Annotated in this window: 20 protein-coding genes and 1 pseudogene; 13 read left to right on the forward strand and 8 right to left on the reverse strand. The window is 35.9% G+C overall.

Annotated features, from left to right (window positions below; all coding sequences use genetic code 11):
* Positions 1–105: 105 nt before the first annotated feature.
* Together QZZ23_RS11890 and QZZ23_RS11895 are read right to left on the reverse strand one after the other, a co-directional pair.
* The gene (locus QZZ23_RS11890) at positions 106–2811 is read right to left on the reverse strand and encodes a NosD domain-containing protein (RefSeq protein ID WP_292470397.1); all 2706 of its coding nucleotides are present in this window, start codon (positions 2809–2811) and stop codon (positions 106–108) included.
* Between the two features lie 235 nt (positions 2812–3046).
* The gene (locus tag QZZ23_RS11895; RefSeq protein ID WP_292470399.1) at positions 3047–3340 is read right to left on the reverse strand and encodes a hypothetical protein; all 294 of its coding nucleotides are present in this window, start codon (positions 3338–3340) and stop codon (positions 3047–3049) included.
* Between the two features lie 183 nt (positions 3341–3523).
* On the opposite strand from QZZ23_RS11895, the gene QZZ23_RS11900 reads away from it, so the two are divergent.
* Entirely contained in the window at positions 3524–4759 is a 1236-nt protein-coding gene (locus tag QZZ23_RS11900; RefSeq protein ID WP_292470400.1) for an ATP-grasp domain-containing protein, read from the forward strand.
* Positions 4760–5255: 496 nt separating this feature from the next.
* Here the strand turns inward: QZZ23_RS11900 and QZZ23_RS11905 are convergent, their stop codons facing one another.
* Positions 5256–6182, reverse strand: a complete 927-nt coding sequence (locus tag QZZ23_RS11905) for a glycosyltransferase family 2 protein (protein WP_292470402.1) — start codon at positions 6180–6182, stop codon at positions 5256–5258.
* Positions 6183–6376: 194 nt separating this feature from the next.
* On the opposite strand from QZZ23_RS11905, the pseudogene QZZ23_RS11910 reads away from it, so the two are divergent.
* The 4 genes and pseudogenes from QZZ23_RS11910 to QZZ23_RS11925 form a co-directional block, all read left to right on the forward strand.
* Positions 6377–6664, forward strand: a pseudogene (locus tag QZZ23_RS11910) (helix-turn-helix domain-containing protein); the annotation flags it as partial.
* Positions 6665–6690: 26 nt separating this feature from the next.
* Positions 6691–6933 carry an ATP-binding protein gene (locus tag QZZ23_RS11915; RefSeq protein WP_292470404.1) on the forward strand — a complete coding sequence of 81 codons (243 nt, stop codon included), beginning with the start codon at positions 6691–6693 and terminating at the stop codon, positions 6931–6933.
* A gap of 168 nt (positions 6934–7101) precedes the next feature.
* Positions 7102–8064, forward strand: a complete 963-nt coding sequence (locus QZZ23_RS11920) for a phosphate uptake regulator PhoU (RefSeq protein ID WP_292470407.1) — start codon at positions 7102–7104, stop codon at positions 8062–8064.
* A complete protein-coding gene (locus QZZ23_RS11925) occupies positions 8018–8452 on the forward strand; it encodes a hypothetical protein (RefSeq protein ID WP_292470409.1) in 435 nt (144 codons plus the stop codon). The genes QZZ23_RS11920 and QZZ23_RS11925 overlap by 47 nt, the downstream gene beginning before the upstream one ends.
* Before the next feature lie 94 nt (positions 8453–8546).
* On the opposite strand, the gene gmd (QZZ23_RS11930) is transcribed toward QZZ23_RS11925, so the two are convergent.
* Complete coding sequence (gene gmd, locus QZZ23_RS11930; RefSeq protein ID WP_292470411.1) at positions 8547–9575, reverse strand: GDP-mannose 4,6-dehydratase; 1029 nt, start codon at positions 9573–9575, stop codon at positions 8547–8549.
* A 27-nt stretch (positions 9576–9602) separates the two neighbouring features.
* On the reverse strand, positions 9603–10613 hold the full coding sequence (gene gmd / locus QZZ23_RS11935; RefSeq protein WP_292470413.1) for a GDP-mannose 4,6-dehydratase: 1011 nt from the start codon (positions 10611–10613) through the stop codon (positions 9603–9605).
* Positions 10614–10864: 251 nt separating this feature from the next.
* Here gmd (QZZ23_RS11935) and QZZ23_RS11940 point away from each other — a divergent pair, with 251 nt between their 5' ends.
* The 7 genes from QZZ23_RS11940 (at position 10865) to QZZ23_RS11970 (ending at position 19976) form a co-directional block, all read left to right on the forward strand.
* On the forward strand, positions 10865–11935 hold the full coding sequence (locus QZZ23_RS11940) for a glycosyltransferase (protein WP_292470415.1): 1071 nt from the start codon (positions 10865–10867) through the stop codon (positions 11933–11935).
* Positions 11925–12704 (forward strand): ABC transporter permease, encoded by a 780-nt coding sequence (locus QZZ23_RS11945; RefSeq protein WP_292470417.1) that lies wholly within the window; start codon positions 11925–11927, stop codon positions 12702–12704. The genes QZZ23_RS11940 and QZZ23_RS11945 overlap by 11 nt, the downstream gene beginning before the upstream one ends.
* Positions 12704–13945: an ABC transporter ATP-binding protein gene (locus QZZ23_RS11950; RefSeq protein WP_292470419.1), complete on the forward strand. Its 1242-nt coding sequence runs from the start codon at positions 12704–12706 to the stop codon at positions 13943–13945. The genes QZZ23_RS11945 and QZZ23_RS11950 overlap by 1 nt, the downstream gene beginning before the upstream one ends.
* 4 nt (positions 13946–13949) lie before the next feature.
* Complete coding sequence (locus QZZ23_RS11955) at positions 13950–15209, forward strand: methionine biosynthesis protein MetW (RefSeq protein ID WP_292470423.1); 1260 nt, start codon at positions 13950–13952, stop codon at positions 15207–15209.
* Positions 15210–15223: 14 nt separating this feature from the next.
* Positions 15224–17602: a glycosyltransferase family 4 protein gene (locus QZZ23_RS11960; RefSeq protein WP_292470426.1), complete on the forward strand. Its 2379-nt coding sequence runs from the start codon at positions 15224–15226 to the stop codon at positions 17600–17602.
* The gene (locus tag QZZ23_RS11965; RefSeq protein ID WP_292470429.1) at positions 17599–18774 is read left to right on the forward strand and encodes a glycosyltransferase family 4 protein; all 1176 of its coding nucleotides are present in this window, start codon (positions 17599–17601) and stop codon (positions 18772–18774) included. The genes QZZ23_RS11960 and QZZ23_RS11965 overlap by 4 nt, the downstream gene beginning before the upstream one ends.
* A 128-nt stretch (positions 18775–18902) precedes the next feature.
* The gene (locus QZZ23_RS11970) at positions 18903–19976 is read left to right on the forward strand and encodes a bifunctional 2-polyprenyl-6-hydroxyphenol methylase/3-demethylubiquinol 3-O-methyltransferase UbiG (protein ID WP_292470432.1); all 1074 of its coding nucleotides are present in this window, start codon (positions 18903–18905) and stop codon (positions 19974–19976) included.
* Positions 19977–20175: 199 nt separating this feature from the next.
* On the opposite strand, the gene QZZ23_RS11975 is transcribed toward QZZ23_RS11970, so the two are convergent.
* Positions 20176–22296 (reverse strand): hypothetical protein, encoded by a 2121-nt coding sequence (locus QZZ23_RS11975; protein WP_292470435.1) that lies wholly within the window; start codon positions 22294–22296, stop codon positions 20176–20178.
* A 253-nt stretch (positions 22297–22549) separates the two neighbouring features.
* Here QZZ23_RS11975 and QZZ23_RS11980 point away from each other — a divergent pair, with 253 nt between their 5' ends.
* A complete protein-coding gene (locus QZZ23_RS11980) occupies positions 22550–23527 on the forward strand; it encodes a lysylphosphatidylglycerol synthase transmembrane domain-containing protein (RefSeq protein WP_292470438.1) in 978 nt (325 codons plus the stop codon).
* A 5-nt stretch (positions 23528–23532) separates the two neighbouring features.
* Here QZZ23_RS11980 and QZZ23_RS11985 read toward each other — a convergent pair whose 3' ends face one another.
* Positions 23533–24267 carry a class I SAM-dependent methyltransferase gene (locus tag QZZ23_RS11985; RefSeq protein WP_292470441.1) on the reverse strand — a complete coding sequence of 245 codons (735 nt, stop codon included), beginning with the start codon at positions 24265–24267 and terminating at the stop codon, positions 23533–23535.
* Entirely contained in the window at positions 24248–25270 is a 1023-nt protein-coding gene (locus QZZ23_RS11990; RefSeq protein ID WP_292470443.1) for a glycosyltransferase family 2 protein, read from the reverse strand. The genes QZZ23_RS11985 and QZZ23_RS11990 overlap by 20 nt, the downstream gene beginning before the upstream one ends.
* Positions 25271–25333: the final 63 nt, after the last annotated feature.

Genomic DNA, 25333 nt, shown 5'->3' on the forward strand with positions numbered 1-25333 from the left:
CTTTTTAAATTATTATGTCAAAATAAAATAGGAAGTAGGTTTTCTACAGAGCCGATATTCCTCCATTTTAATATTGTTCAAGCACCTTTTACTAGCGGCACCTCATCACTCCATCAGCTCTTCTTCTGAAGGGGAAGACGAGGATGAGTTTCCACTATTCTGACCATCAGTTGTTATAGCAAAACTGGTGCTGAACGTAGCTGCATTTCCTGCATTGTCAACAACATACAGAACTACTGAATGGTTTTCTTCAGTCAGGTTAGTGGCACTGTACTTTGTATTTGAACCCGTGGTCATGACATCAGTGCTGTTAGTAATGTCCATATCATCAAATGTCATGGCTATTGAACTCACATTCACGCCTGTCTGCATGTCACTGTAGCTGAAACTGATATCCATGGATTCGATGGTTCCTTCAAATACAGGACCACTTGACATATTAACACCCTGAAGTACCGGAGCAACAGTATCGCTGGCTATTGCTGCATATACACCAGAGAACTGTTCAACCTGTGTGACCCAGTAATCAATGCCATCGACATTCTGGACCGTTGTTGGCAGTTCTTCCCAGACATTTGCGGTTTTATTGAAACTGTAGATAGCAACATCATCGATACCGATGCCTACCGGAAGGAGCGATTCATCAACCCTGATGGATATTGTGGCATTTGAGAGATTATTTGCCAGAGTATCATTAAGTTGTACAGCCAGGAAATGAATTCCCATCTGACCACTTGACGGATCTATGAAAGTCGTCGTACTTTCGGTTACTACTATTATTTCATCAGAATCCTCAATAGCATTAAAGTTAAGAATAATGTTACTTTCAGGGTCTGAGAACGTACCTGTTCCATTGAAAATAGCCACCGATGCAACATAAGCTTCAGATTCACCATTTCCGATGTTTCCGGCAAGGTCCGATCCGTTCATATTGATAGTGTAAGTTCCTGTACCATTAATCTGGAAGATGCCGTTCCAGCTATCATTCATAGATTCAATACTCACAGGCACATCATCAACAGTAAGTTCAGGATTACCCTGCAATGCTTCGGTGCTGGTGACATTCACATATGCATAGGTGTCATTGAGAATGGAGACGACTGAAGAGATACCGGGAGCTATCCTGTCGATTATCACTATCTCAGAAAGTGTGGAATTGATATTCTTTGCCCCATCCTCGGCAACAATTGTAAGTGTGTAGTTCCCGTCATCAGGAACCGGAGATAGGTCAAATGAAGCAGTCCAGGATTCATTTTCAAAGACAGCATTTGTATCTGTTTCGAAATTGCTGAAGGCAGATGACAGGACAAAGTCAACTGTGATTGCATTTCCATAAGTTGTCGATTCTGAAACGTTCACAAGCAGTTCTGAGTTGGCGTATACCTGCTGATCCGTATTATTTGTTCCATTGATACTGTTTATGACCATGACCGGTGCAGTGTTATCAACTGACACCGAGATCTCCTCTGAACTTGATTGGCCAAAGACATCAGTACTTGTGAGGTTCAGACTGTAGTTTCCACTTTCAAGTATTTCGCCGGACTGTCCGGTTGCATTCCATGTGAATGTGTATTCGCCGGTGAGCAACTTATCAGTGACGTTCTCTGTGTAGACAACAGTATTATTGTAGTCCGTGATGACAAATTCGGATTTATCCAGATTGAGATCAGTGCTGTTAAGCGTTACATTAACAGGATTATTGATGCTGATGTTGTCAGTAAACCCGACTTCCATGCTTACATATGGAGCTCCGTCATCAACAACCGTCAGGTTCTGAGTTGTTTCGGGGGACCATGCACTGTCATTGTCCTGAACCCTGAAGTTGATGGTATGATTTCCTATGGACAGAGTTGAAATTGTCAATACGGAGGTGTTACCCAGATAACCATCAATGATTGAGGTCCACTCATAATTTATTATAAAACCATCAGTGTCATTACCTGAACCGTTGAATTCAACTGAACTGCCTGCTATTGCAGGATTGGGTGAAATTGATATTATTGATGCAACAGGGATTTCATTGATGGTTTCGTTGCTCAATAATGTAAGTGGAAGATAATCGATGTTATTGTCATCCAGAGTATAGATAAGGTCAGAGATACCATCTCCATTTGTATCGTTAGCTGTCTGGCTGAAACCAGTTCCATTTATTTCTGCCCAGTAGTTCCCACCAAGATAAAGCCCGCCTACTATGTTTGTACCAGTTGTCTTTGTGATATTCCACAGATTGATATTGTCACCGACTCCGAATACAACATTATCCTTGTTATTGAGCAAATTGTTATAAATTATATTGTCGTTGGAAAATTCCAGTGAGATACCTTGAGAATTGTTCAACAATTTGTTGTTGCTCAATGTGTTGTTGTTGGACCCATTAAAATAGATTCCTTCATAGTTGTCCGACACAATGTTGTTAGTAACAACACAATTTTCAATTCCATCTAGATATATTCCATAAGCTTCGCTTGCTCCATCAATGCTAAAGCCGTTTATGTTTATTTTATCTGCATTTATAGAGAACACATCATCATTGGTGTCTGCTGCCATCACAATTGTATCTGCAGGATTTTCCGATTGCGATTTGATTGTAATGTTTGCTTGTGATACGACTATGTTCTCTTCATAGAACCCAGGATAAACCATGATTATGTCTCCATCAGTTGAAGCGTTAACAGCATCCTGTATCGAAGTAAAATTTGCTACCGAATCTATACTGTTGTTAACTGTTAGTGTGCTTGCTGATGCAGTTCCCAGAGTCACTAATAAAAAAGCTATTCCAATATAAAGTATTATATTATGTTTGATTTTCATTTTTGCTCCCCCTTCATTAGAATAATTTAGGAAACCCCACAATTATGTATACACAGCAAAGTTAGATTCCAGAAGCTATAAAGTTTTGGAATCAATGTTACTTATTATAACTACTAATGATAGTTACTAATTAGTGAAAAGTTCATTAAGTTGTAGGAGAACTTTGAATCAGTCTCTTTAAAAATAGAAGGGGAAAAAGATGTTTCATCTTTGGACTTAATTATCTTTACTTATTTTACTCAATCTCTATCTCCAGACCCCCGATTATTCCGGCTGCTGCATTGAATATCAATGCCACTATCACACCACCAATGAATCCCATGATCCCATAAAATATGGGTAATGTTATGATTGCCCCCGCTCCAAAAAGTGTACTTGCAAATGCTCCATGGTTTCCCATTATGGAACCCATTCCCAGGGATATGAGGGTTATCATAGCACCGAATATAAGTCCCAGTATTCCGTATATCGCTGCAAGGACCTTTCCAAGTGAAAATACCCCTACTTTATAGATACGTCTTGTTTCCATCAATAAAACCTCTTATTAGTAATCACTTTAAATGCTGTTGGGGTTGTATAAAAATATATGCGGTGAGTTTGAGAGCTAATCAGATATCCTTATATATATGTGACTGAATATATGCATCGTCATACAGATTGATGCTTTCATAAGCATATAGAACTTTAAAAAAATTTCATAGGGGTACATAGGATGTATAAAAAACTGATGGTTCTTGGAGCCGCTAAATCACAGGTTCCAATAATTAAATTAGCTAAGAAACGTGGCTTTGAAATAATCGTGGTAAGCTGTAATGGCAATTATCCCGGTTTAAAATTTGCAGATAAGATTTATGAAATTGACATATGTGATAAAGAAAAAGTATTGGAAGTTGCTAAACTAGAGCAGGTTGATGGGATAGTTACAGATCAACTTGATTTTCCAGTTCCAACCATTGCTTATGTAACTGAGAAATTAGGCCTGCCAAGTATTGGCTATGGTTGTGCCCTAAAATTCACTAATAAATACATAATGCGTAATGAAAGCATTAAATTAGGAATAAAGAGTCCTAAATACTATAAGGTTTCAACCTTGGATGAAGCCAGGGAAAAGTCTCTGGATATTGGTTTTCCAGTGGTAATGAAACCTACAGATAGCGCTGGTAGTAGGGGTGTATCAGTAGTAAAGACTATCACTGAACTTGAGAATAATTTCGAGTCTGCAATTGCTTACTCTACAGATAATTGCTTAATAATAGAAAAGTACATTCAGGGAGCAGATTATGGAATTTCAGGCTTTGCTTCAAATTACAAATTCACAAATTTAGTTATTGGGAAAAGACAATTATTTGATATTCCGGGCGCATTCATTCCCAGCTCAACCCTTTACACTTCATCTCCTGACAATTGTTCGGAAGAGCAGATGTTAAAGATTAATAAAACTTTGATCGAGGGTTTTGGTTTGAAATTCGGTGTTACTCACTCTGAGTATATAGTTGAAGAAGGAACAGGAGATATATATTTAGTAGAATGTGCTGCCAGAGGTGCTGCTATATGTATCTCATCCCATCTGATACCTTTAGCTACGGGCATTGATGCAAACAGTCTGTTGCTTGATGTTGCCGTGGGGAATGTAGAAGAAATTGAAATTCAAAATATAGAGAGCAATGTAGCCGGATATTTAGCGTTCACATTACCAAAGGGCTTTGTAAAAGATATCAGAGGTCTTGAAAAAATACAGTCAGTGCCAGGTGTCCAGAAAGTGTACATTGATCCGATCCATATCGGGATGGAAACAAAAACTGCGACAGATAAAGGTAACCGTATGGGCCCGATCATCATCAAAGGTAAAAATAAAGAACAATGCGAAAATATAATTCATGAAATAAAGTCTTTATTTGAGATCGATGTGGAAACCTCTGAAGGAATCAAAGGTATAATATGGCATTGAAAAGATTGGTTATGTAGGAAGCCTATTTCCTCTATACATTAAATATATTTTAAAATGCATAATTCCCAAAGTGTTAGTTGGCACCAAAATTCAAAGAATGATTAGTGTTTTGTTCCAGATCAGAAATCTGGAACACACTTTATGAATTTGTTGCAAGGTCAAATCTGTCTATTTAGGAGCAATACCTGGTGGCATACTGACTATTCTTTCAGGCCTGTGAAAGACCTGTTATAAATCCCAGAATGGCCGTTGCAACTATCCTATAAGAATAGAGTCCTTTATCTTCTTTTTCATTAATGCACTTATAAGAAAGAAACCGAATAGTGCCAGTGCTACAGGAATTGTATTCATCCCCCTATTATGCATTATGCACCTTCAACACCCGGAAAAACGATATCTGCGTTTATAAATCCGATTACTGGAATAAACTAAAGGAAGTTAAATTCAAAATATTAGTGCGTAACCTCTACAGGCATGTCAAGGTCATATTTATTATTTAATAAAGGATTTCGCTAGAGTCATTTTTTTTTGAAATTTTTTTAAATGAACTGACAACATAAGTAATAACGATTTTAGAAAATATTTTAATCAGACGAATTGGAGGTACATCTGCCATCGATCCAATAATATATCGCATTCTGAATTGATCTTCTATTTCTGTATTACCTAGTCTTGAATAATATTCAATCATCCAGAACCAGGTATTCATAGTCATGGCTTTTTGTTCGGCTCTTTTCTTCATAGACCATATTCCGCCTTCATGAACACGATAAACAGCCGGCTCTATGTTTGGTAAATACATGCCTGATCCGTATTGTCCCAAAATGGAAAAAAGGAAAGTGTCGCCATTTTTAATGAAGAAACTTTCTGGAGGGTACTCTTTTAATAATATATCAAGATTTCTATAAAATATTGTAAGAGTAGAAATATGAACTTGACCCGTCATCATTTCATAGCTGGTATATGATCGCTGATGCTCCGGTGCTATTCTGGACTCTTTCATAAGGCCATTTTCATTTAATACAATGTCGCCGTGGTAGCAACATACTACATCCGGGTTATTTTCAAGACAATCAAATTGAATTTGTAATTTTTTTGGATCAGTCCAGTAATCGTCTCCCTCACAAGTAGCAATATATTTTCCTTTTGCTCTTTGACGATTAAACAGGGATACTTTTTTACCTTGTGAGTACTGATTTACTGTTTGATAAATTGGTTTGATCAAATCTGGATATTTTTGCTCATAAGAACGGATAATATCTGCTGTCCCATCTTTTGATGCATCATCATTTATAAGGATCTCATATTTGAAGTTAACTTCCTGCATCAGAAATCCTTCAATTGCATCCGCTATGAATTTTTCATGGTTGTATGCAAGGCAGCAAATACTGACCATTATTTCTTCTTCTTCTTCTTCTTTCATTTTTGACCTTTTTAAAGTGCGTTTTTATCAGATTAATCGTACCTTAATTACTTGTAAATATATATAGATATAACTCGCTCCAATGTATGCGAGTACTGCAAGAGTGACAAAAAGTGCTATATGTATTCAATGTGGGAACAGTTTTGTAAAAACATGGCGTAGTCAGGTTACATGCTCTAGCAAATGATGTTTGCTGGACAAGACAAAACACTGGATTCACGTTGTTCTTTGAAGCGTTGATTGTTGCTATGTCTAAAGAAATGACTGTTTCTTCTATTGCAGAGCTGGTTAATATCCATGAGGATTCTGTGTGGAGAATTCTAATGCATTACGTTGAAGAAGCAAGATCAAAAGTAGATCAGTTTGAACTTGATACAATTGGAGTAGATGAAATATCTGTGAATTATCCAAATGCTAAGATCGTTTATGATAGGTTTCACATTATCAAAATGATGAATGATGTGATTGACATGGTTCGGAGAAAGGCGGTTATATTGAGATAGGTGCAATGTCCGCCGGGAATGAGATTGTGATCTATGTAAAAGACACTGGTGTGGGCATTGCAAGGGAAAATCTGGATAATATATTTGAAAAGTTCTATCAGGTTGATGGTACTTCAACCCGAATGTTTGGAGGAAACGGTCTTGGTCTGTCTATAGCAAAGCATATTGTCGACCAGCATAAAGGGAAACTGTGGGTGGAATCTGAATCAGGGAAAGGAAGCACATTTTACATAAATATCCCTTATTAGGGGAGAATGATGAAATAATTTAATTCCTTCTTTAATAAGTATTTTCATTTATTTTAATCTCTCCGAGGTTCCTATATAGTCTACATAGGTTCTACTGTTCTATGAAGACAAACTTTATAGCCCAATTCAGGTTCAATAGTTCTAGATTCCTTTTGGGTTGTGAAACGGATGGATACAAGAAAAGTACAGATAACAGGTAAATCCACTTATGTGCTTACCCTGCCCAAAAAATGGGCTCTTCGGTCAAAACTAGAAGCGGGTTCACATATTTCTATCTTTTACCAGGAGGATGGAGGTTTGCTTCTTAAACCTCCTATCTCAAAGGTTGCACAAAAAACAAAGAAATTGAAGTTTAATAAGCAATTGGAACATCTAAAAAGGGATATTGTAGGTCTGTACATAGTCGGGGATTTTCAGACAGTTGAATTAACTGGCGATAATATTTCTGATGAAGCACGCCGTGAGATTAAGGAGCTATGTCATCGTCTAGTGGGTATGGAAGTGGTTGAAAGCAGCGATCAGAAAATAATAATTAAAAATTTTCTGGACACTGAAGATTTTACCATCGAAAAAGGTCTGAAAAGAATGTCCTCTCTTGTTTATCTTATGCTGGAAGAACTTGCATCGGTTTTTGAGGAAAATGACAGGGATATGTGTCAACATATTATTACTCGTGATGATGATCTGGACCGTATGTTCCTTCTAGTATCAAAACAACACGTTGAACGTTTAAACCTCAAAAAACCTTCTAAACATGATAATCTAAACCTCGTAGAATCGTTTTATTATCGTCTTGCAGCCAACGATATAGAACGCATTGGTGACCATATATCTAAAATATCATTGCATTTTTCTTATATATCGTTGCCTCATGCTGGACTTTCCATACTTGCGGATCTGTGCAGGGACTGCCAGTCTCTCTTCATGGACAGCAGCGAAGCTTTGAGGGAATCTAACAATGAACTTGCCAATGATGTTCTTGGCAGAGAGGGTATGTTCAGTGAAAAACTTATCACTGCCAGCCAACTGCCCGTAGAGGATTCCATTGAGATGATAATTGACAGTTTCAACAGGATAAAGGATTATGCTTCAAATATTGCAGAGTCTGCGATCGATCTATCACAATTATAAGTTGATACCGCTTTTTCTTTGTATTGGTGTAATCATAGATTATTCCCTGACGTTCTATTTTGCAGGGAGTATAGAGAACATACTGGCATATGAGTTCAGTCCAACTCTTGTATTTGCAGTGAGAAACGATATAGTTCTTCTATATCTTGCAGCGACTGTTATATTTTATTATCTGATGGGTTACACAATCCTTAAGTTTCTGGAAAAAGAGGAAATATATCCAATTGGTGTTTTTATTATCTTGTTAATGAGCGTCACGCATGTGCTAGGAGGGCTTTCATGGTTTGTGCTAAAAGAGACGTATTCTAATGTGATTTTCATTCTTTCTATGACATCGATTATTGTTGCAATATCTGTGTTTGGGTATGAGGTTTTGAAGAGAGGGTAAAAAGCAGGTAGTTAAAAAAGATTTATAGGATACAGGACAGTTTGCCATTATGGCTATATCTGTCCCTGGATTTGTTTTTATGTTGGTTCGAACTCTATTTATTAAGGTCCTTTTCCACCATTAACCTGACAAGATCCTCAAAGCTAAGTTCAGACTTCCAGCCTAGTTCTGTTTTGGCTTTTGTTGGGTCTCCTATCAAAAGGTCAACCTCTGCTGGTCTGTAATATACGGGATTTACATCAACAAGTATCTTTCCAGTAGCTTTATCCTTGCCAACTTCCTGAGGTCCTTCTCCTTCCCATACAAGTTCGATTCCGGCCTCTCTGAAGGCAAGCTCTGTGAATTCCCGGACTGAATGTGTTTCACCTGTGGCAAGCACGTAATCATCCGGTTTATCAGCCTGCAACATCCTCCACATACCTTCAACATAGTCCCTCGCAAATCCCCAGTCTCTTTTAGCATCAAAATTACCAAGAGATAATTTTTCCTGCTTTCCTTTCTTTATGTTTGCAACAGCAATTGTTATCTTCCTTGTAACGAAAGTCTCACCACGCAGGGGTGATTCATGATTGAACAGTATTCCATTGCAGGCAAACATTCCATACGCTTCCCTGTAATTCACGGTTATCCAGTAAGCATAGAGCTTGGCCACGCCATACGGACTGCGTGGATAAAATGGAGTATTCTCGTTCTGGGGAATTTCCTGGACCTTTCCGTAAAGCTCGCTCGTAGAAGCCTGGTAGAATCTTGTTTTATTCTCAAGCCCAAGGATACGGATAGCTTCAAGAATCCTGAGGGTTCCCAATCCATCTGTGTTTGCAGTGTACTCCGGGGCATCAAAGGATACCTGAACATGACTTTGTGCTGCAAGATTGTAGATCTCATCGGGTTCTATATCTTTAATCAACTTGATAATACTTGGAGAATCTGTAAGGTCACTATAATGCAGCTTTAAACGGTCAGACAGATCAGGATCACTGATCAAATAATCAATTCGACCAGTGTTGCTCAAGGATGAACGTCGTACCATCCCATGGACAATGTATCCTTTGCTTAAGAGTAAATCTGCAAGATAAGCTCCATCCTGCCCTGTAATTCCAGTAATAATTGCAATTTTTGTCATTCAATCAACCTATATAGTTTAATAATTCTATTTATAGCTTAAACCCATGTCGTTTCTGACCATCATCCGGACAAGTTCTTCAAAACTTGTTTCTGGTTCCCATCCCATTTTATTATAAGCTTTTGCAGGACTGCCAACGGAAATACTTGATTCAACCGGTCTGTAAAAATCAGGACTAACTCTTACTACAATCCTTCCACACGATGCATCTTTTCCAATCTCACTTGGTCCTTTCCCTTCCCACTTGATTTTGATCCCAACTTCTTTGAAGGCAAAATTAACAAAATCTCTTACAGTATGTGCCTGTCCTGTAGCAAATATATAGTCATCCGGTTCGTTTTGCTGGAGTGTCATCCACATTCCTTTTACATAGTCGCCTGCAAATCCCCAGTCCCTTTTCGAATCCAGGTTTCCAAGGATAAGTTCTTCCTGTAAACCTTTTTTGATTCTGGCAACCGATGCTGTTATTTTTCGGGTAACAAAGGATTCGGGTCTATGGGGTGATTCATGGTTGAATAATACCCCATTACAGGCAAAGATCCCGTAAGATTCTCTATAATTGATGTTTATCCAGTGAGCGTAGATCTTTGAAACAGCATACGGATTACATGGGTAAAAAGGAGTTTCTTCTGTTCTTTGTAATTCTGTTGTTTTCCCGAAAATCTCTCCGCTAGATGCCTGAAAAAACCGTGTTTTTTCCTGTAGACCAAGGATCCGGATTGCTTCAAGTAATCGAAGTGTTCCAAGAGAATTGATATTGGATGTATATTCCGGCCTTTCAAAAGAAGTCTTAACATTGCTTTGTGCAGCAAGATTATAAACTTCGTCAGGTGCAATTTCTTGAAATAAACTGAGGACGGATGAGAAATCACTCAGGTCATTTTCGTGATAAAATACATTTTGTTGTTCATTTTCTGATGTTAATGCTGGTTTTTTTCTTGCAAATCCATGCACAATATATCCTTTATCCAGTAAGAACTGCAAAAGATATTTTCCATCCTGACCATTTATGCCAGTAATTAACGCAACTTTTGACACGTAATTCCTCTTATGATTATAATATGTTGGATATGCTCCCAAAATGAAACTTTATTTATCTCTATGTTTTAAAACACTATTCCATATAATATTTGTCGAATAAACTGTAATTTCTATATCAGGTGGGATTATGATAACTAATATATATTTTCATATGGTGTATTCAATACGATGTGTTCCATTTCATTAGTAATCTTTATTATTCTTGAAATGTTTTAAATCACATAAAATTGTACTAATGACGAGGGAAAATGAAAGTTGCTATATTCCATGACTATTTTGGTGCTATAGGTGGCGGTGAGAAAGTAGTAATGACTCTTGCCAGACTTCTGGATGCTGACATTATAACTACGGATACGGATGCTGTTAGCAAGATTGATTCTGAAATAAATGTTATTTCACTTGGTAAAACAATGAAAATCCCTCCTTTGAAACAAATATCAGCAACTTACAAATTTTACACATGTGATTTCTCTGATAAATATGACTATTTTATTTTTACCGGGAACTGGAGTCATTATGCTGCCCACAGGCACCATCCTAACATGTGGTACTGCTACACACCGGTAAGAGCCTTTTATGACCTTTATACCTCCTTTTTAGAACGACAGGATTTTATAAAGCGCTCTTTGTTCAAGCTATGGGTATATGGACATCGAAAGCTGGATCAAAAGTCGATTAAACAAGTTGACAAAATAGTCACTATATCTGTAAATGTTCAAAACCGAATAAAAGAACATCATCATAGGGAATCAGTTATAATATATCCCCCGGTTGATACTGCAAATTATAAGTTTAAAGAGCATGGTGATTTCTGGCTGTCTGTGAATCGTATTTATCCCGAAAAACGTATCGAATTACAGATAGATGCTTTTCGGGAAATGCCTGAAGAAAGTCTCATCATTGCAGGTGGTTATGCAAAAGGGGACCATGCTGAAAAATATGCAAAAATGATTGGTAAAACCCTTCCAGATAATGTAAAGATGATCGGGGAGATATCCGAGGATGAACTGGTTGAGCTTTATTCGACCTGTAAAGGATTTATCTGCACAGCGGTGGATGAAGATTTCGGCCTGACCCCGGTTGAAGCAATGGCAAGTGGAAAACCCGTTGTTGCGGTTAATGAAGGCGGTTTCCTGGAAACAGTTACATCAGAAACAGGTGTATTGGTAGTAGCTGATTCGCAAAGCATTGTAAAAGCAGTGAAAAAGATATCAGAAGAACCCGATATTTACAAGGAAGCTTGTATTGAACAGGCAAAAAAGTTTGATATATCGCTTTTTGAAGAGAAAATGAGAAATGTGGTAAATAATGATAGTTGATCACTTAAAGAGTCTCTATGGTTATAGAGAATTGATTTGGCAGCTTGCATGGAGTGAGTTTAAGCTCAGATACAAAAACTCAGTTTTAGGATATTTCTGGTCGCTTTTAGAACCCTTGCTTATGCTTACTGTTCTTTATGTAGTGTTTTCTAATCTAATGAGGGTTCAGGTAGAATATTTTCAGCTCTTCCTTCTTCTTGGTATAATTCTCTGGAACTTCGTGACCAGGGCAACTACTATTGGAACGATTGCTATAATTGGAAAAGCAGATATGATCAAGAAAGTATATTTCCCACGGGATATTTTTGTAATCTCCGCATGCTTAACAGCTCTGATCATGAGTTTTTTTGAAGCTATTATTTTCATTTTGTTTATGCTAGCATATAGAGTTCCTATATCTATTAATTTATTATATGCACCAATTCTCCTTATATTTCTTTTTGTATTGTCCCTAGGACTTTCTCTTATACTTTCTGCTCTTAATGTGTTTTTCAGGGATGTGCAGTTTATATGGCAGGTTATCTTGCAGGCAGGCTTTTTTGTAACACCTATCATTTATACAATAGATATATTTCCTGCAGATTTACAGAAAATAGTTCTACTGAATCCAGTTGCAAGAATGATTATTTCGGCACGTGATTCCATAATATACTCCTTGCCAGTTAGCACTAATGATATGGCTTTTATGTTAGCTACTTCATTTATTTTTCTTGTTGTAGGCTACATTGTTTTTTTCAGACTGGAACCCAAATTTGGGGAGGAAATATAATGCGTGTAATTGAAATTGAGCACATGTATAAGTCATTTCGTATTCCTCATGAAAAAAGAAACACATTGTTTGAATCAATGACGGGTGTTTTTAAGCCACCTTCCTATGAAACATTCAATGCCCTCAATGACATCAATTTTTCAGTTGAAGAAGGGGAAGCAATTGGTATTATCGGGGAAAACGGAAGTGGAAAAAGTACTTTATTAAAGATTATAGCTCACATACTTAATCCGACCGATGGTAACGTTAAAATTAATAAAAAAGTTACTCCTTTTCTTGAACTTGGTGTAGGTTTTCATCCCGAAATGACAGCTGTAGAGAATATAAAGACCTATGGCACGATAATGGGAATGTCTAAAAGGAACCTCAAATCAAGGACAGATGATATACTGGAATTTGCTGGGTTAGAAAAATTCAGAGATGCCAAACTGAAAAACTTTTCATCTGGGATGCAGGTACGACTTGCATTTTCTACTGCAATTCAGACAGATCCTGAGATTCTTCTTATGGACGAGGTTCTGGCAGTGGGAGATATGGAATTCCAGCGAAAATGTCTGGATGTCCTGAATAATTATCGTAAAGAAGGAGTGACTATTGTATTTGTGTCACATGATCTGTCTTCTGTCAGGAGGTTTTGTGACAGAACTTTGCTGTTGCATAAGGGAGAGCAGGTTGCAATTGGTGAAACTGGAGATGTTATTGATAAGTATGTTTATAGTGGGGGAGAAATATCTCCTGATGTTAATGAAATAGAAAAAGATTCATCTCAAACAGACGATGATTCTAATGAAAGTGTTCGTTGGGGTAACAAAAAGGTTGAAATTACTGGTGTAAAGTTCTATGATAAATTTGGGAATGGGAGTACAAGATTTAATTCCTTTGATTCTATGAAAATCAGGATTCTTTATAAGTCTCATCAAAAAATACTTGATCCAGTGTTCGGTATTGCTCTGTATTCTGAGAATGGAGAATACTTATTCGGTACAAATACTGAACTAAAAAAATTGTTCATAAATTACGTGGAAGGTGAAGGCTACATCGATCTCGATGTTGATAGGATTCCTATGCTTATGGGAAAGTTTCTGCTGACGGTTGCGATACATGCCCACGATCAAAAACCATATGATTGGCATGATAAGCAGTATTCATTTGACGTGATACCGTCAGGTAGAGATGCGGGACTCTTTGAAATACCATGTCAGTGGAATTATGATAATATGGTAACAAGGGCGAGGGACTGAGATTATGGATACATTTGAAATACACGATGAAGAGATTGATGTTGAAAAGATTATGGCCCAGATCAGGGAGAACATTCGCAACAGAAAAGGAGAAGGTGTTTATCGCGGGAACAAGGATGAGGACACCATATATCAGTCTGAAAAATCAGTTTGTCCCAATATCAAAGTTCAGCGGGATATTGAATACATTAATGCAAATTGGGATATCCAGAATAAAAGTTATTTCATCAGTTCACATCGTCCGTTTGTAGGTCAGATTCTGGTTAAAGGAAGGGAACTGGTCCACGGGGAAGTACGAAGATATGTTGATCCAATGTTCTGGAAACAGAGTGAATTCAATGCTGGTGTCACGAGGATAATAAACGATAACAACAATCGGTTCATTGTTTTAGATGGTCAGATAGACCAGCTTAGATTTGAGGTCAATAATGAGGTTAAAGATCAGATTCATCAGCTTCAGCATGAGTTCGATAACAGGATTAGAAGAATTGAATCTCAGATGAATAAAGACATTGAACATTTACAATCCCAAATAGATTTGATGAAGAGTTCAAATATATATGACAATTTAGAAGCTTTGGGAATAAATTACTTCCAATTCGAGAACAATTTCCGTGGCTCTTCCGATGACATCAAAGAGCGCCAGTCGAAATTCATTAATTACTTTAAAGGATGTTCAAATGTTCTGGATATTGGTTGTGGAAGGGGAGAGTTCCTGACATTATTGAAGGAGCAAGGCATTGGAGGAAAAGGCATCGATGTAGATGCTGCGATGATAGGACACTGTGTTTCTAAAGGATTGGATGTGGATCAAAAAGATGCGATAATGTACCTTGAATCGTTGGATGATGAAGCACTAGATGGTGTTTTCATTGATCAGGTAGTAGAACATCTTGAACCTGTTTATTTGATAAGATTGCTTACATTATGTGCTCATAAAATGCAACCAGGATCATATATTATAGCAGAAACTGTAAATCCATTGTCTTTTACTTCTTTTGCTAATTTCTATATAGATCTGACTCATATCAAACCAGTGCATCCTGCAACATTGAACTATTTGCTTGAAAGTTGTGGTTTCAAAGAAAGGGAAACCATATTTATTTCTCCTGTCCCTCAAGAAGAGCGGTTGAAAAAGATTGATCTAAGTGATTCCACAGGCTTTGAGACAAGAGAGCTCATGGAAGCATTCAATAATAACATTGAAATGCTTAACAATATACTCTATGGTGCTCAGGATTATGCAATAATAGGGCAAAGATAATTTAGGTGTGTTGTATGAAAATCGCGATAATTGCACCAAGTCCTGTGCCTTTTACTATAGGCGGAGCTGAGCTTTTGCTCAAGGGAATGGAGGATGCTATTAATAAATATAGTTCTCATCAATGTGAATTAATCAAGCTTCCTACCAAAGAAGATAGTTTCTGGAACCTTATTGAGTCTTATTATAAATTTTATCAACTAGATTTATCTCATTTTGACATGGTAATCTCGACCAAGTATCCATCATGGATGGTTAGACACAGGAATCACATTCTTTACATGATCCATCCTTTAAGAGGGTTGTACGATACATATTCTTTCTCCAACCAAAGTCAGGAAATTCCTGATAACCTCAGGATAGGACTGATCAAGGACATTGTTGATTTCATTGATAAAAGAGGAATGGGTCATGAGGGTGTTGATGACCTGTTCACAATGCTCTTTCAACTTAAAGAAAATGAAAAGCAATATTCTAAAGAGGCTTTTCACTTTCCGGGGCCTTTCATAAGAAAAATTATACGTTTCCTTGATAGTTGTGCTTTATCACCGGATTCAATACAAAAATATTTCACGATGTCAAGAAATGTGAAGAACAGGTCCAATTATTTCCCCTCGAATGTCCAAATTAATGTTATACACCCTCCTTCTAAACTGAATGATTTCGAATGTAAAGGTTACAAATATCTGTTTACAGCAAGCAGGCTTGATGGTCCAAAACGGATTGATTTGCTTATTAAAGCAATGAAACTTGTTCCACATGATATTAAATTAAAGATTGCAGGAGACGGGCCTTTAAAGCAAGCCCTCATTAAATTAGCTGATGGTGATAAAAGAATAGAATTTCTTGGATTTGTAAATGAAAGTGAGTTAATCGATCATTACTCCAATGCTCTTGCAATTCTATTTGTTCCTTTTGATGAAGATTACGGATACATAACTATTGAAGGTATGATGAGCGCCAAGGCGGTTATAACTACATCCGATAGTGGAGGTCCGTTGGAATTTGTATCGGAGTCGGAAACTGGATTTGTGGTAGATCCAACACCACCAGAAATAGCAGGCGCCATTAATTATTTTGTTGATAATAGAACAGCAGCTCAAGAAATGGGACAGCTTGCAAAAGAAAAAGTGAGAACGATATCATGGGTGAATTTTGTGCATGAATTACTGGATGAATCAGTTGTTCAATATGAGGAAAAAAAGAAAATTCTCGTTTTATCGACTTATTCCTGCTATCCTCCAAGAGGTGGCGGCCAGCACAGATCATATCATATCTATTCCCGACTTGCAAAAAAATATGATGTTACTATTTGTTCAATCATTGAAACTAACAAAACATACGAGAATTTGATATTAGAAAATGGATTGAGGCAGATTTGCATACCTCAAAGTGTTGAACATGCAAAGTATCAATGGGAAGTAGAAAGTAAGACTGGTTTCAATCTCTATGATATTGTCATGATAGATTCGATTGGGAAATCAGATGATTACGTATCCAAGGTAAAGGGTTTATGTGATGTGGCTGATATCGTCATTTTTTCACAACCGTTCCTATATTCTTTGAAGAATTTTATAGACCTGAATGATAAGATTGTAGTATATGAATCACAAAATGTAGAATATTATCTTAAAAAAGATTATGTAGGTAGCCAGTTGTCTCAAAAGGTTCTAGATATAGAGAAAGAGATTTCAGTACAAGCAGACATTGTATTTACCACCTCTTCTGAGGATAAAGACCATCTTGTGCATTTATATTGTATTGAAGACAGTAAGGTTTTTGTAGCTCCAAACGGTGTTGATACTTCTGTTATCAACATGATTAGTCAGGGACATAAACAGTTCCTAAAGAAGAGAACGGGGCTTGCTAATAAAAATGTTATTCTTTTTGTTGGAAGCTGGCATCCTCCGAACCTTGAGGCATTGAAGTTCATTGTGGATAAGCTCACAAGAAAAAATACAAATTACATTTTTGTAGTTATTGGTAGCATTAAAGATTACTATCTTCAAAAATATCATGATTTCCCGGAGAATGTCCTGGCCTTTGGTGTTGTAGATGAAGATGAAAAGTATGAATTATATAAGTTGGCAGATATTGCTTTAAATCCAATGTTTAGCGGTTCTGGAACCAATTTGAAAATGCTTGACTATATGAGTGCAGGTATTCCTGTAGTAAGTACTACTGTTGGTGCAAGAGGTTTGGATGTTGAAGATAGAAAGCATGCTTTGATATGTGATGCTGATAACTTTAATGAAAAAATCATTGAATTAATTGAAACCGAAGAGTTGCAACTAAAGTTAAGGAAAAATGCAAGAGAGCTAGTTGAAACCAAGTATTCGTGGGATAAAATTGCTGAATCTATTATATCAAAACTTCAGGAGATAGTCGAACCTTGAAAATCGCATTTGTTGTTCAGAGGTATGGAGAAGAAATTGTTGGAGGTGCTGAATATTTCACCAAGCTTGTGGCTGAGCGAATGAGTAAATATCATAATATTGAAGTTCTCACCACATGTGCTGTAGATTATCATTCCTGGAAAAATGAATATCATCAGGGTCTTGATATTATAAATGGTATTAATGTACGTAGATTCGCTAATTCAAAAAAGAGAAATCCAAAAAAGCACATTAGTATTCAGGAAAAGGTTTTTTATTCTACACATAGCGTAGATGATGAAATTCGATGGGTAGAGGAACAAGGGCCATATTGCCCAGAATTGATTAAGTTCATTTCTCAGAATCGTGATAAATTCGATTGCTTTGTTTTTTTTACTTTCAGGTATTATCCCTCTTATTTTGGAACAAAGGAAGTTAGGAATAAAGCAATAATTGTTCCATTTGCAGAACATGACCCTGCTCTTGATCTTACAATCACTAAAGAGATTTTTGATGATGTGGTTGGAATTATTTACTGTACTCCTGACGAAAAAAAATTAATTGAAACAAAAGTAGGGTTAAAAGAAGATGTTATTTCTGATATTATTGGTTGTGGAATCGAAATACCTGCGAATATAGCTTCCTGTGAAACTTTTGCAGACACAAATTATGTGGTGTACCTAGGAAGAATAGAAGGTTCTAAAGGCTGTTATCAACTGTTTGAGTATTATCAGAGATTGATTAAGGAGATGCCAGATTCTCCTTCGCTCGTGTTGGCAGGTTCGGATTCAATAGGCATACCAAAAAACGATAAAATAAAATATTTGGGTTTCATAACAGAAGATGAAAAATATTCGTTATTAAAAAATGCAAGATTTTTGGTAATGCCTTCACCGTATGAAAGTTTATCTTTGGTAACATTAGAGGCAATGGGTGGTGGAACTCCTGTTTTGGTAAATGGTGAATGTGAAGTGTTAAAGGGTCATTGTCTTAGAAGCAATGCAGGGTTATGGTATCATAATTACGATGAGTTCAGAGAATGCTTTAATTTTCTATGTTCCAATATTAATATAAGGGCAAAAATGTCCGAAAATGGAATAAAATATGTTGACGAAAAATATTCGTGGGATGTAGTTGAAGACAAATATTTAGCAATATTAAAAAAGGTTGCCAATTTGAACTCGGAAAAGTGATGATTACAAAAGAACAACTTTGGTTTTACCAGTTTGATTGTTGCTTTCTTTGCAAAGATAATCGAAGAACGTTAAGATTATGAGTATTTGCATGCTAAAATTGATTTATAGTTATATAGGTATTAGATATGGATTTAAACGATTATATTAAAAAAATGCCTAATTTATATCGTTCTGTTTTGGATACTGTTCATGTTTCGGAAAATCATCCAATGTACAAAAAATATGTTAATGACAGTATTTGGAAGTATATGTATGGTGACGAAAAAGTATCAGAACTATCGACTTACATTAATATAGATGATCTTCGAGTATTAGATATAGGGGCAGGAATAGGCGGTATTTCAGCAGCATTCGCAAAAAAAGGAGCAAACGTTACTGCAATTGATGTAGATGAGGGCTACCAATATTTGTCAAAAATTGGTTATGAGGAGTTAGGTGTTCAAGTCATCTCTCAAATATATGATGGTGGAGAACTACCTTTTCTAAGTGAATCTTTTGATGTAGTTTGTTGTTTTAATATCTTTGAACATGTGCCTGATTTATTTTTATTATTTAGGGAAATGGAACGAGTGTTAAAACAAGGAGGGATTGTAGTGGGCCGTGCTGATTACTGCTATAATATAACAAATATAAAAGCAGATCCTCATTATGGGATACCAGGAATTATTTTGATGCCAAGATGGTTCCGGCGTTGGGTAGTTGTTGATGTCATGAAAAGGAGCAAAGTATTAGATGATTTCACATGGGCTAAAAACTTTAAGGATATATGCAATCATTTTGGCAAAGTAAAAATGTTAACATATCCTTGGAATGATGATTTTATTGCAATCAAATCTCCTACTAGAAATTTTGAAATTGGCACTGGAGATATCAATATTGAGAGGCAACAGGAGTGTTTTCCTTATGGTTGGTATAGGTCGGAGTTGTGGGGTGATGAAATTGTTATGTGGAGTAAAGAAAAAGCAGCTATTCAGGTTATTCCATTGGTGGATGTGAAAGAAATATCGTTTGAACTTTTTTCATTAGAAAATAAAAGGGTCATAATTAATAACGATGTGTATTTCTTAAAACCCGGTGAATGGGAATTGATTTATGTGCAAAGTACAGAAATTAAAATTAAAACAACAGCAACGAAAGTTAAAAATGATTTCCGAAAATTAGGCGTTGCAATTAAAAAAATCAAAATAATGTGTCCATAATAAGGAACTTTTAGCTTACAAGTTTTTTCAGCAGATTGTTTATATCAATGCATTCTTTTTTGTTTACTATGAAAAATGTGAAGAAGTCACATATATCAGAAAGTTGATTTACAGCCAGAATGGTAAACAGATGTTCTTGTTAGGAACCACTTCAGATGTCTTAATTTTTTACATATAGAAATTAGCCATTTACTAATTTTCATCCATCCGATTTAATATCGATGTTCTGGAAAGCCAGACTTAAACACCTGTTATCATCTGAACCTTTGACATCGTACGTATTTGAACAACCTTCTGGAACATAGAATCTAATCATATTTATTCCTTCTTCGAGGGACACATTTGTCTTTACAGTAACAAATTGCTTAGGAACAGGTGTGTCATAGATTAGGATATCATTATTATATATCTCAAGTTTCCTTGGCATATAATAGCTCATCACACTTAAATTGGTGGGAAGATTCTGCTCTTCTTTTGAATATATCAGTATTGTTGCATTATTGGAAATCCAGCGAGTTGGAACCCCATTCCAGTTTTCCATATTGTACCAGTTATCAAAAAAGAAAACTGATGCGTTAGTTTGAGATACATCTTTAAAGGTAATAGCTAAATCATCTGATGATGAAACACTTACCTTGTAAACAATGTACCTTTTGTCAGCATAAACAGGTTTAAGATTTTTAGTTGTAATCGCTTTTGTCTCATTCATACCTAGATTTATGGGGTTTTTCGCATTTACGCCGAACACATATGCATCTGTGCCATGATTCTTTGATTTTAATAAGATTAATAGTGATTCTATTTCCTTTTCGGATTTGATAATCATATCAGCACTGCCATTGACTACAAAAGTACCATCTGTATATTCGCTTTTATCATCCAACCTATATACGAAAAGATTGTCAATTTTGTGGCCGTAATCCGAAAAAGGTAGGGTATCCATTTGTGTATACTCTATTGGTAGATATGAATATGGAAAGGTTGTCAGGTGGATTGAAGGATTGCTTGAGTTTTCAATAGGATCAAAAATAATCGGGTTTAACGTAAGAACAGCTATAAAAATAATAACTGTTGCCTTTTTGATGTCGACTTTTTTAATTAAATAAATGAACGCTGGATACAGATAAAAATACCTGTTTCCTACAGCATCCATTCCTCCAAAATAGTTATTTCCTATAATTGCACAGAAAAAAACAATATATAAAATAATTCCTATAACGACTAAGACTTTATCTTCATTAGAACTTATGTAGTTTTTAATATTTAATTTTAGAGTAGTTCTTGAATCGCCAGAGGAAGCAAAAACAGAAATTAAAGCAAATAAAGTGAATGGATAATACCAAAACATCCCGGTAAATCTTCCAAAAAAGTAATAAAACAAATTATAAGGGACAACTTTGAGATTCTCTATATTCATTAGTGCATCGACACGATTTTCAGTTATACTAAAACCTTGTTTTCCAGCTTCATTAATGCTGTCATATCCTTCAACAAAAGGATATTGATATGCGTAGTATAGTCTTTCTCCACCATAAAAGGATATACTCCCTGTATTCAAGAAGAAGTAACCATATGTTATGATTAAAGGAATTAAGAATACGCATAGCATGAGAGTAAAATTCTTAAATCTCTTGCAATACAATTCGTAAAGTAAAAATGGAACGAATAATAAGATGTTAGGTACTTTAGCCACAAATGCAATCCCGAACACTAACGATGCCAGAAGTAGAAGGTTCTGATTCTCACTTTTGAAATATCTCTCCCATAAAAATAAGCTGGTCATTAAGAGAAACATATTATATATCTCTGCATGTATCCAGAATATGTAAACAAAAGCTGTAGATAATATGAAAAATAGGGCTGATACAGTTAGTGCAATTTTCTCTTCGTTTTCCTCTCTCAAATAAAGATAACCCATCAGGATCATCGTAAAAAGCATTAAACCATTAAAGAAGAGAATTCCGTTATTCCCTAATATTTTGTAGAAAGGAGAGGCGAATAAGGCATAGGAGAATTCCTTTCCATAATAATACTTTCCGCTTTCAGTCTTTATTAAGAAAAGCCCGGCAGGGAGTTCATCAAATCTGTTCTCCATAACTCTTTCAATATCTTCTGGCTGGTACTGTATATCAAGGTCATTCGATATACTTTGTATCTGCATGTAATAGGTCGAGGCATCTCCCCAACGATGAACAGGGGCAGTCAAGGTTATACTTGATAAGAACAGGAATAATAATACAAGTATGATATTGATCCTGTTTAGCTTATTCCTATAAGGCATCATTGATTTCTTCTTGGTATTACTATCGTGTGGACCCAAACTGCTTCCTCTATAATTATCATTTCTTGCATTGAAGACTTGTTGTTATATAAAAGTCTTTCCAAGCTTTTTCAAACAATCATTCTAATTGTAAAGAAGCGTTTACATATCTCCAAGGGTATGTGTTTTAATTGTTTTGATCTAATGGGTGACAATTTGAACAACATTTGCTGAATATTCTTTTATAGATTGAGAAAGCATAGCAAACAGATTTTTACGTGTAACAAATAGAGATCAGGAATTGACGTCAAAAATGACCAAAAAAATAGTTTCAACATTGTTTGCGATCATAATTACAGTTGTACTTGTAGCTGTCCTGTTTTCACAGATAAATGCTCATGATATTTTTATTGTGATCAAGGGGATAGGTCCCATCTCATTACTGATTGGTTTCATTCTATATTCATTCAGTTATGTATTCAGGTCATTGAGATTTTATTTTTTGCTAAATAAGGAAATAGGTATAAAAGACCTGTTCGAGATAATATGTGTACATAATATGGCGAACAATGTCCTTCCGGCAAGGACAGGTGAACTATCCTTTGTATACCTTCTAAAGAAGTTACATAACAGGACGATAGCTGAAGGTGTTGTGTTATTGACAATGGCACGGGTATTTGATCTTATTGCAGTATCTCTGATGTTCTTCGTATCTGTCTATGAAATAAAATCTATGTCCACTGAAATTATGGATATAGTCTTGTTGATTGCACTTTTCATGTTCTCATTAATCATTACTTTGGTGTTATTGATATATTCTGGAACAACTTTTTCAAGGTATGTATGGAGACTTTTTGCAGCATTGAGATTAGATGATAATGATCGAGCTGTTTTCGTGTTAAGTAAAATAACCCATCTGATGGAAAACTTCGATAAGATTAAAAAATTAAGGAAAATAGTCTTCATTGAATTGATTCTATCATCTTTAGGTGTATGGTTGTCGATGTATTTTTTTAACTATGTTCTGGTAAATGCCATGAACATTCACATGAGCTATTCTTTAGTTGTGTTTGCTACATCATTCGCAATATTTACAACAATTTTACCAATACAAGGAATCGGTGGATTCGGGACACTGGAAGGTGGATGGGTCATTGGATTTGTTGCTGCAGGTCTTACAAAGGAGGTCGCCATAAGCTCGGGGTTCAGTTATCATATTATTATCCTCGTCTACTTTTTGATCTTAGGAGGCTGGGGATCGTTGATGCTAAAATTGAAGGACCAACGCTAATCCTCTTATTTCTTTTTGCAGATTGCGATTAAAGACAGGCCAATAGGGAATCTTATATTATTTTCGACGATGGCGAACCATTTTTGTAACAACTTATTTGCAGCAGCCGAAAAGTGAGATTTACTGGAATATCTGATATTCTCGTTTATCCTCTTTTTCAATATCTTTTCAAAAACAATTACGGGCAACAACCCTAAAAAGTTCCAATATCTAATATCAATTAAGTTCAGCTCCGAATTATCAACAAGGTTAGCCAGATCATTTTTGTTATATCTTCTATAATGTCCTATCTCTTTGTCTCTTAACCCATACAAATAACTTAATGCAGGGACTGAAATTATGATTGTCCCTTCTTTTTCAACAGTGTATGCCAGATTTTTAAGTGCCTGTAGATCGTCATCGATGTGCTCGAGAACATCCAGACATATAGCAGTGCTGAATTTGTTTTCGCCTAGAACCTTCACGTCCAGCAGATCAAGTGTGTGAACATCTGTTTTTATATTTTTGTTTTCAAGAATATTCTGTGTAAAGTTTGTTAATTCACTGGAATAATCTATCGATGTAACCTTGTATCCTTCGTTCAATAAGTCCAATGTCATGTGGCCTGTTCCGCAACCGGCGTCCAGTACATAGTCTCCAACTATAGATTTTTTAACCAATTTACGCAAATTATTCCATCGAAAATCAGTTTTTCCGGCTTCATGAATTTTCTCTAAATGGTTAATTAGATTCGATGCCATTTGTACCCTCTATTATTTTTTCAATGTATATTGATGTGTTCTCATCCTTGCTTTGTCTAAAAGTTAGCATTTCACCCAATAGTCCAATGGATATGAATTGAAATCCAATCAGCATTAATAAAACAGCTAGTAATAACAATGGACGCTCTGAAAGTAAAATATTTTTCGTGTATTTCAATATCAATAAGTGCACTCCTATTAAAAAACCAATCGTTGATGACATAATCCCTGGAACACCAAAAACATGGAGAGGTCTTGAAGAGTAACTAATCAAAAATTTGACCGTAATTAAGTCCAAAAATCCTTTTATGATTCTTTTAAACCCATATTTTGATTTTCCATATTTTCGTGGATGATGCTTTACTGTTATCTCAGTGATCTTGAAACCATACCATGCTGCAAGCGCAGGTATATACCTATGCATTTCTCCGTATAAATTGATATTATCTGTGACTTCTTTTCTGTATGCTTTGAATCCGCAGTTAAAGTCATGGAGTTCTACACCTGTGAGAATACACGTCAGTTTATTAAAGAATATTGAAGGTAATCTTTTTGTAATAGGATCATGTCTGGTATATTTCCATCCGGAAACCAGGTCATAACCATCCTCTATTTTATCAATGAATTTTGGGATTTCCAACGGATCATCCTGTAAATCACCGTCCATTGTAATGATGATACTTCCTTTTGCATATTTAAAGGCAGCACTCAATGCTTCAGCTTTTCCAAAATTCTTCCTGAATTTAATAATTTTAACGCAGCAGTCTTTTTCCGAAAGGGTCAGTATATTTTGAAACGTGTTGTCTATTGAGCCATCATCGACAAAGATTATTTCATATCTTCTATTAATTGATAGTAAAACATATTTTAGTTGTTCATAAAGAATAGGGACACTTTTTTCCTCATTTTTTACAGGAATTACGATTGATAGTGTTTCATTTTTTGAATGAATTAAGGATGTAGAAGGGCCGTCATTATTATTTACAGGAATTGTTGTTATCATGGTCAGAACCCGGAAATTGATATTCTCTTTTATGATTCTACTATAAGAGTACTTTCAACATAA

Origin of the sequence: Methanolobus sp., from assembly GCF_016278385.1 — an archaeon.
In the GTDB taxonomy this organism is placed as follows: domain Archaea; phylum Halobacteriota; class Methanosarcinia; order Methanosarcinales; family Methanosarcinaceae; genus Methanolobus.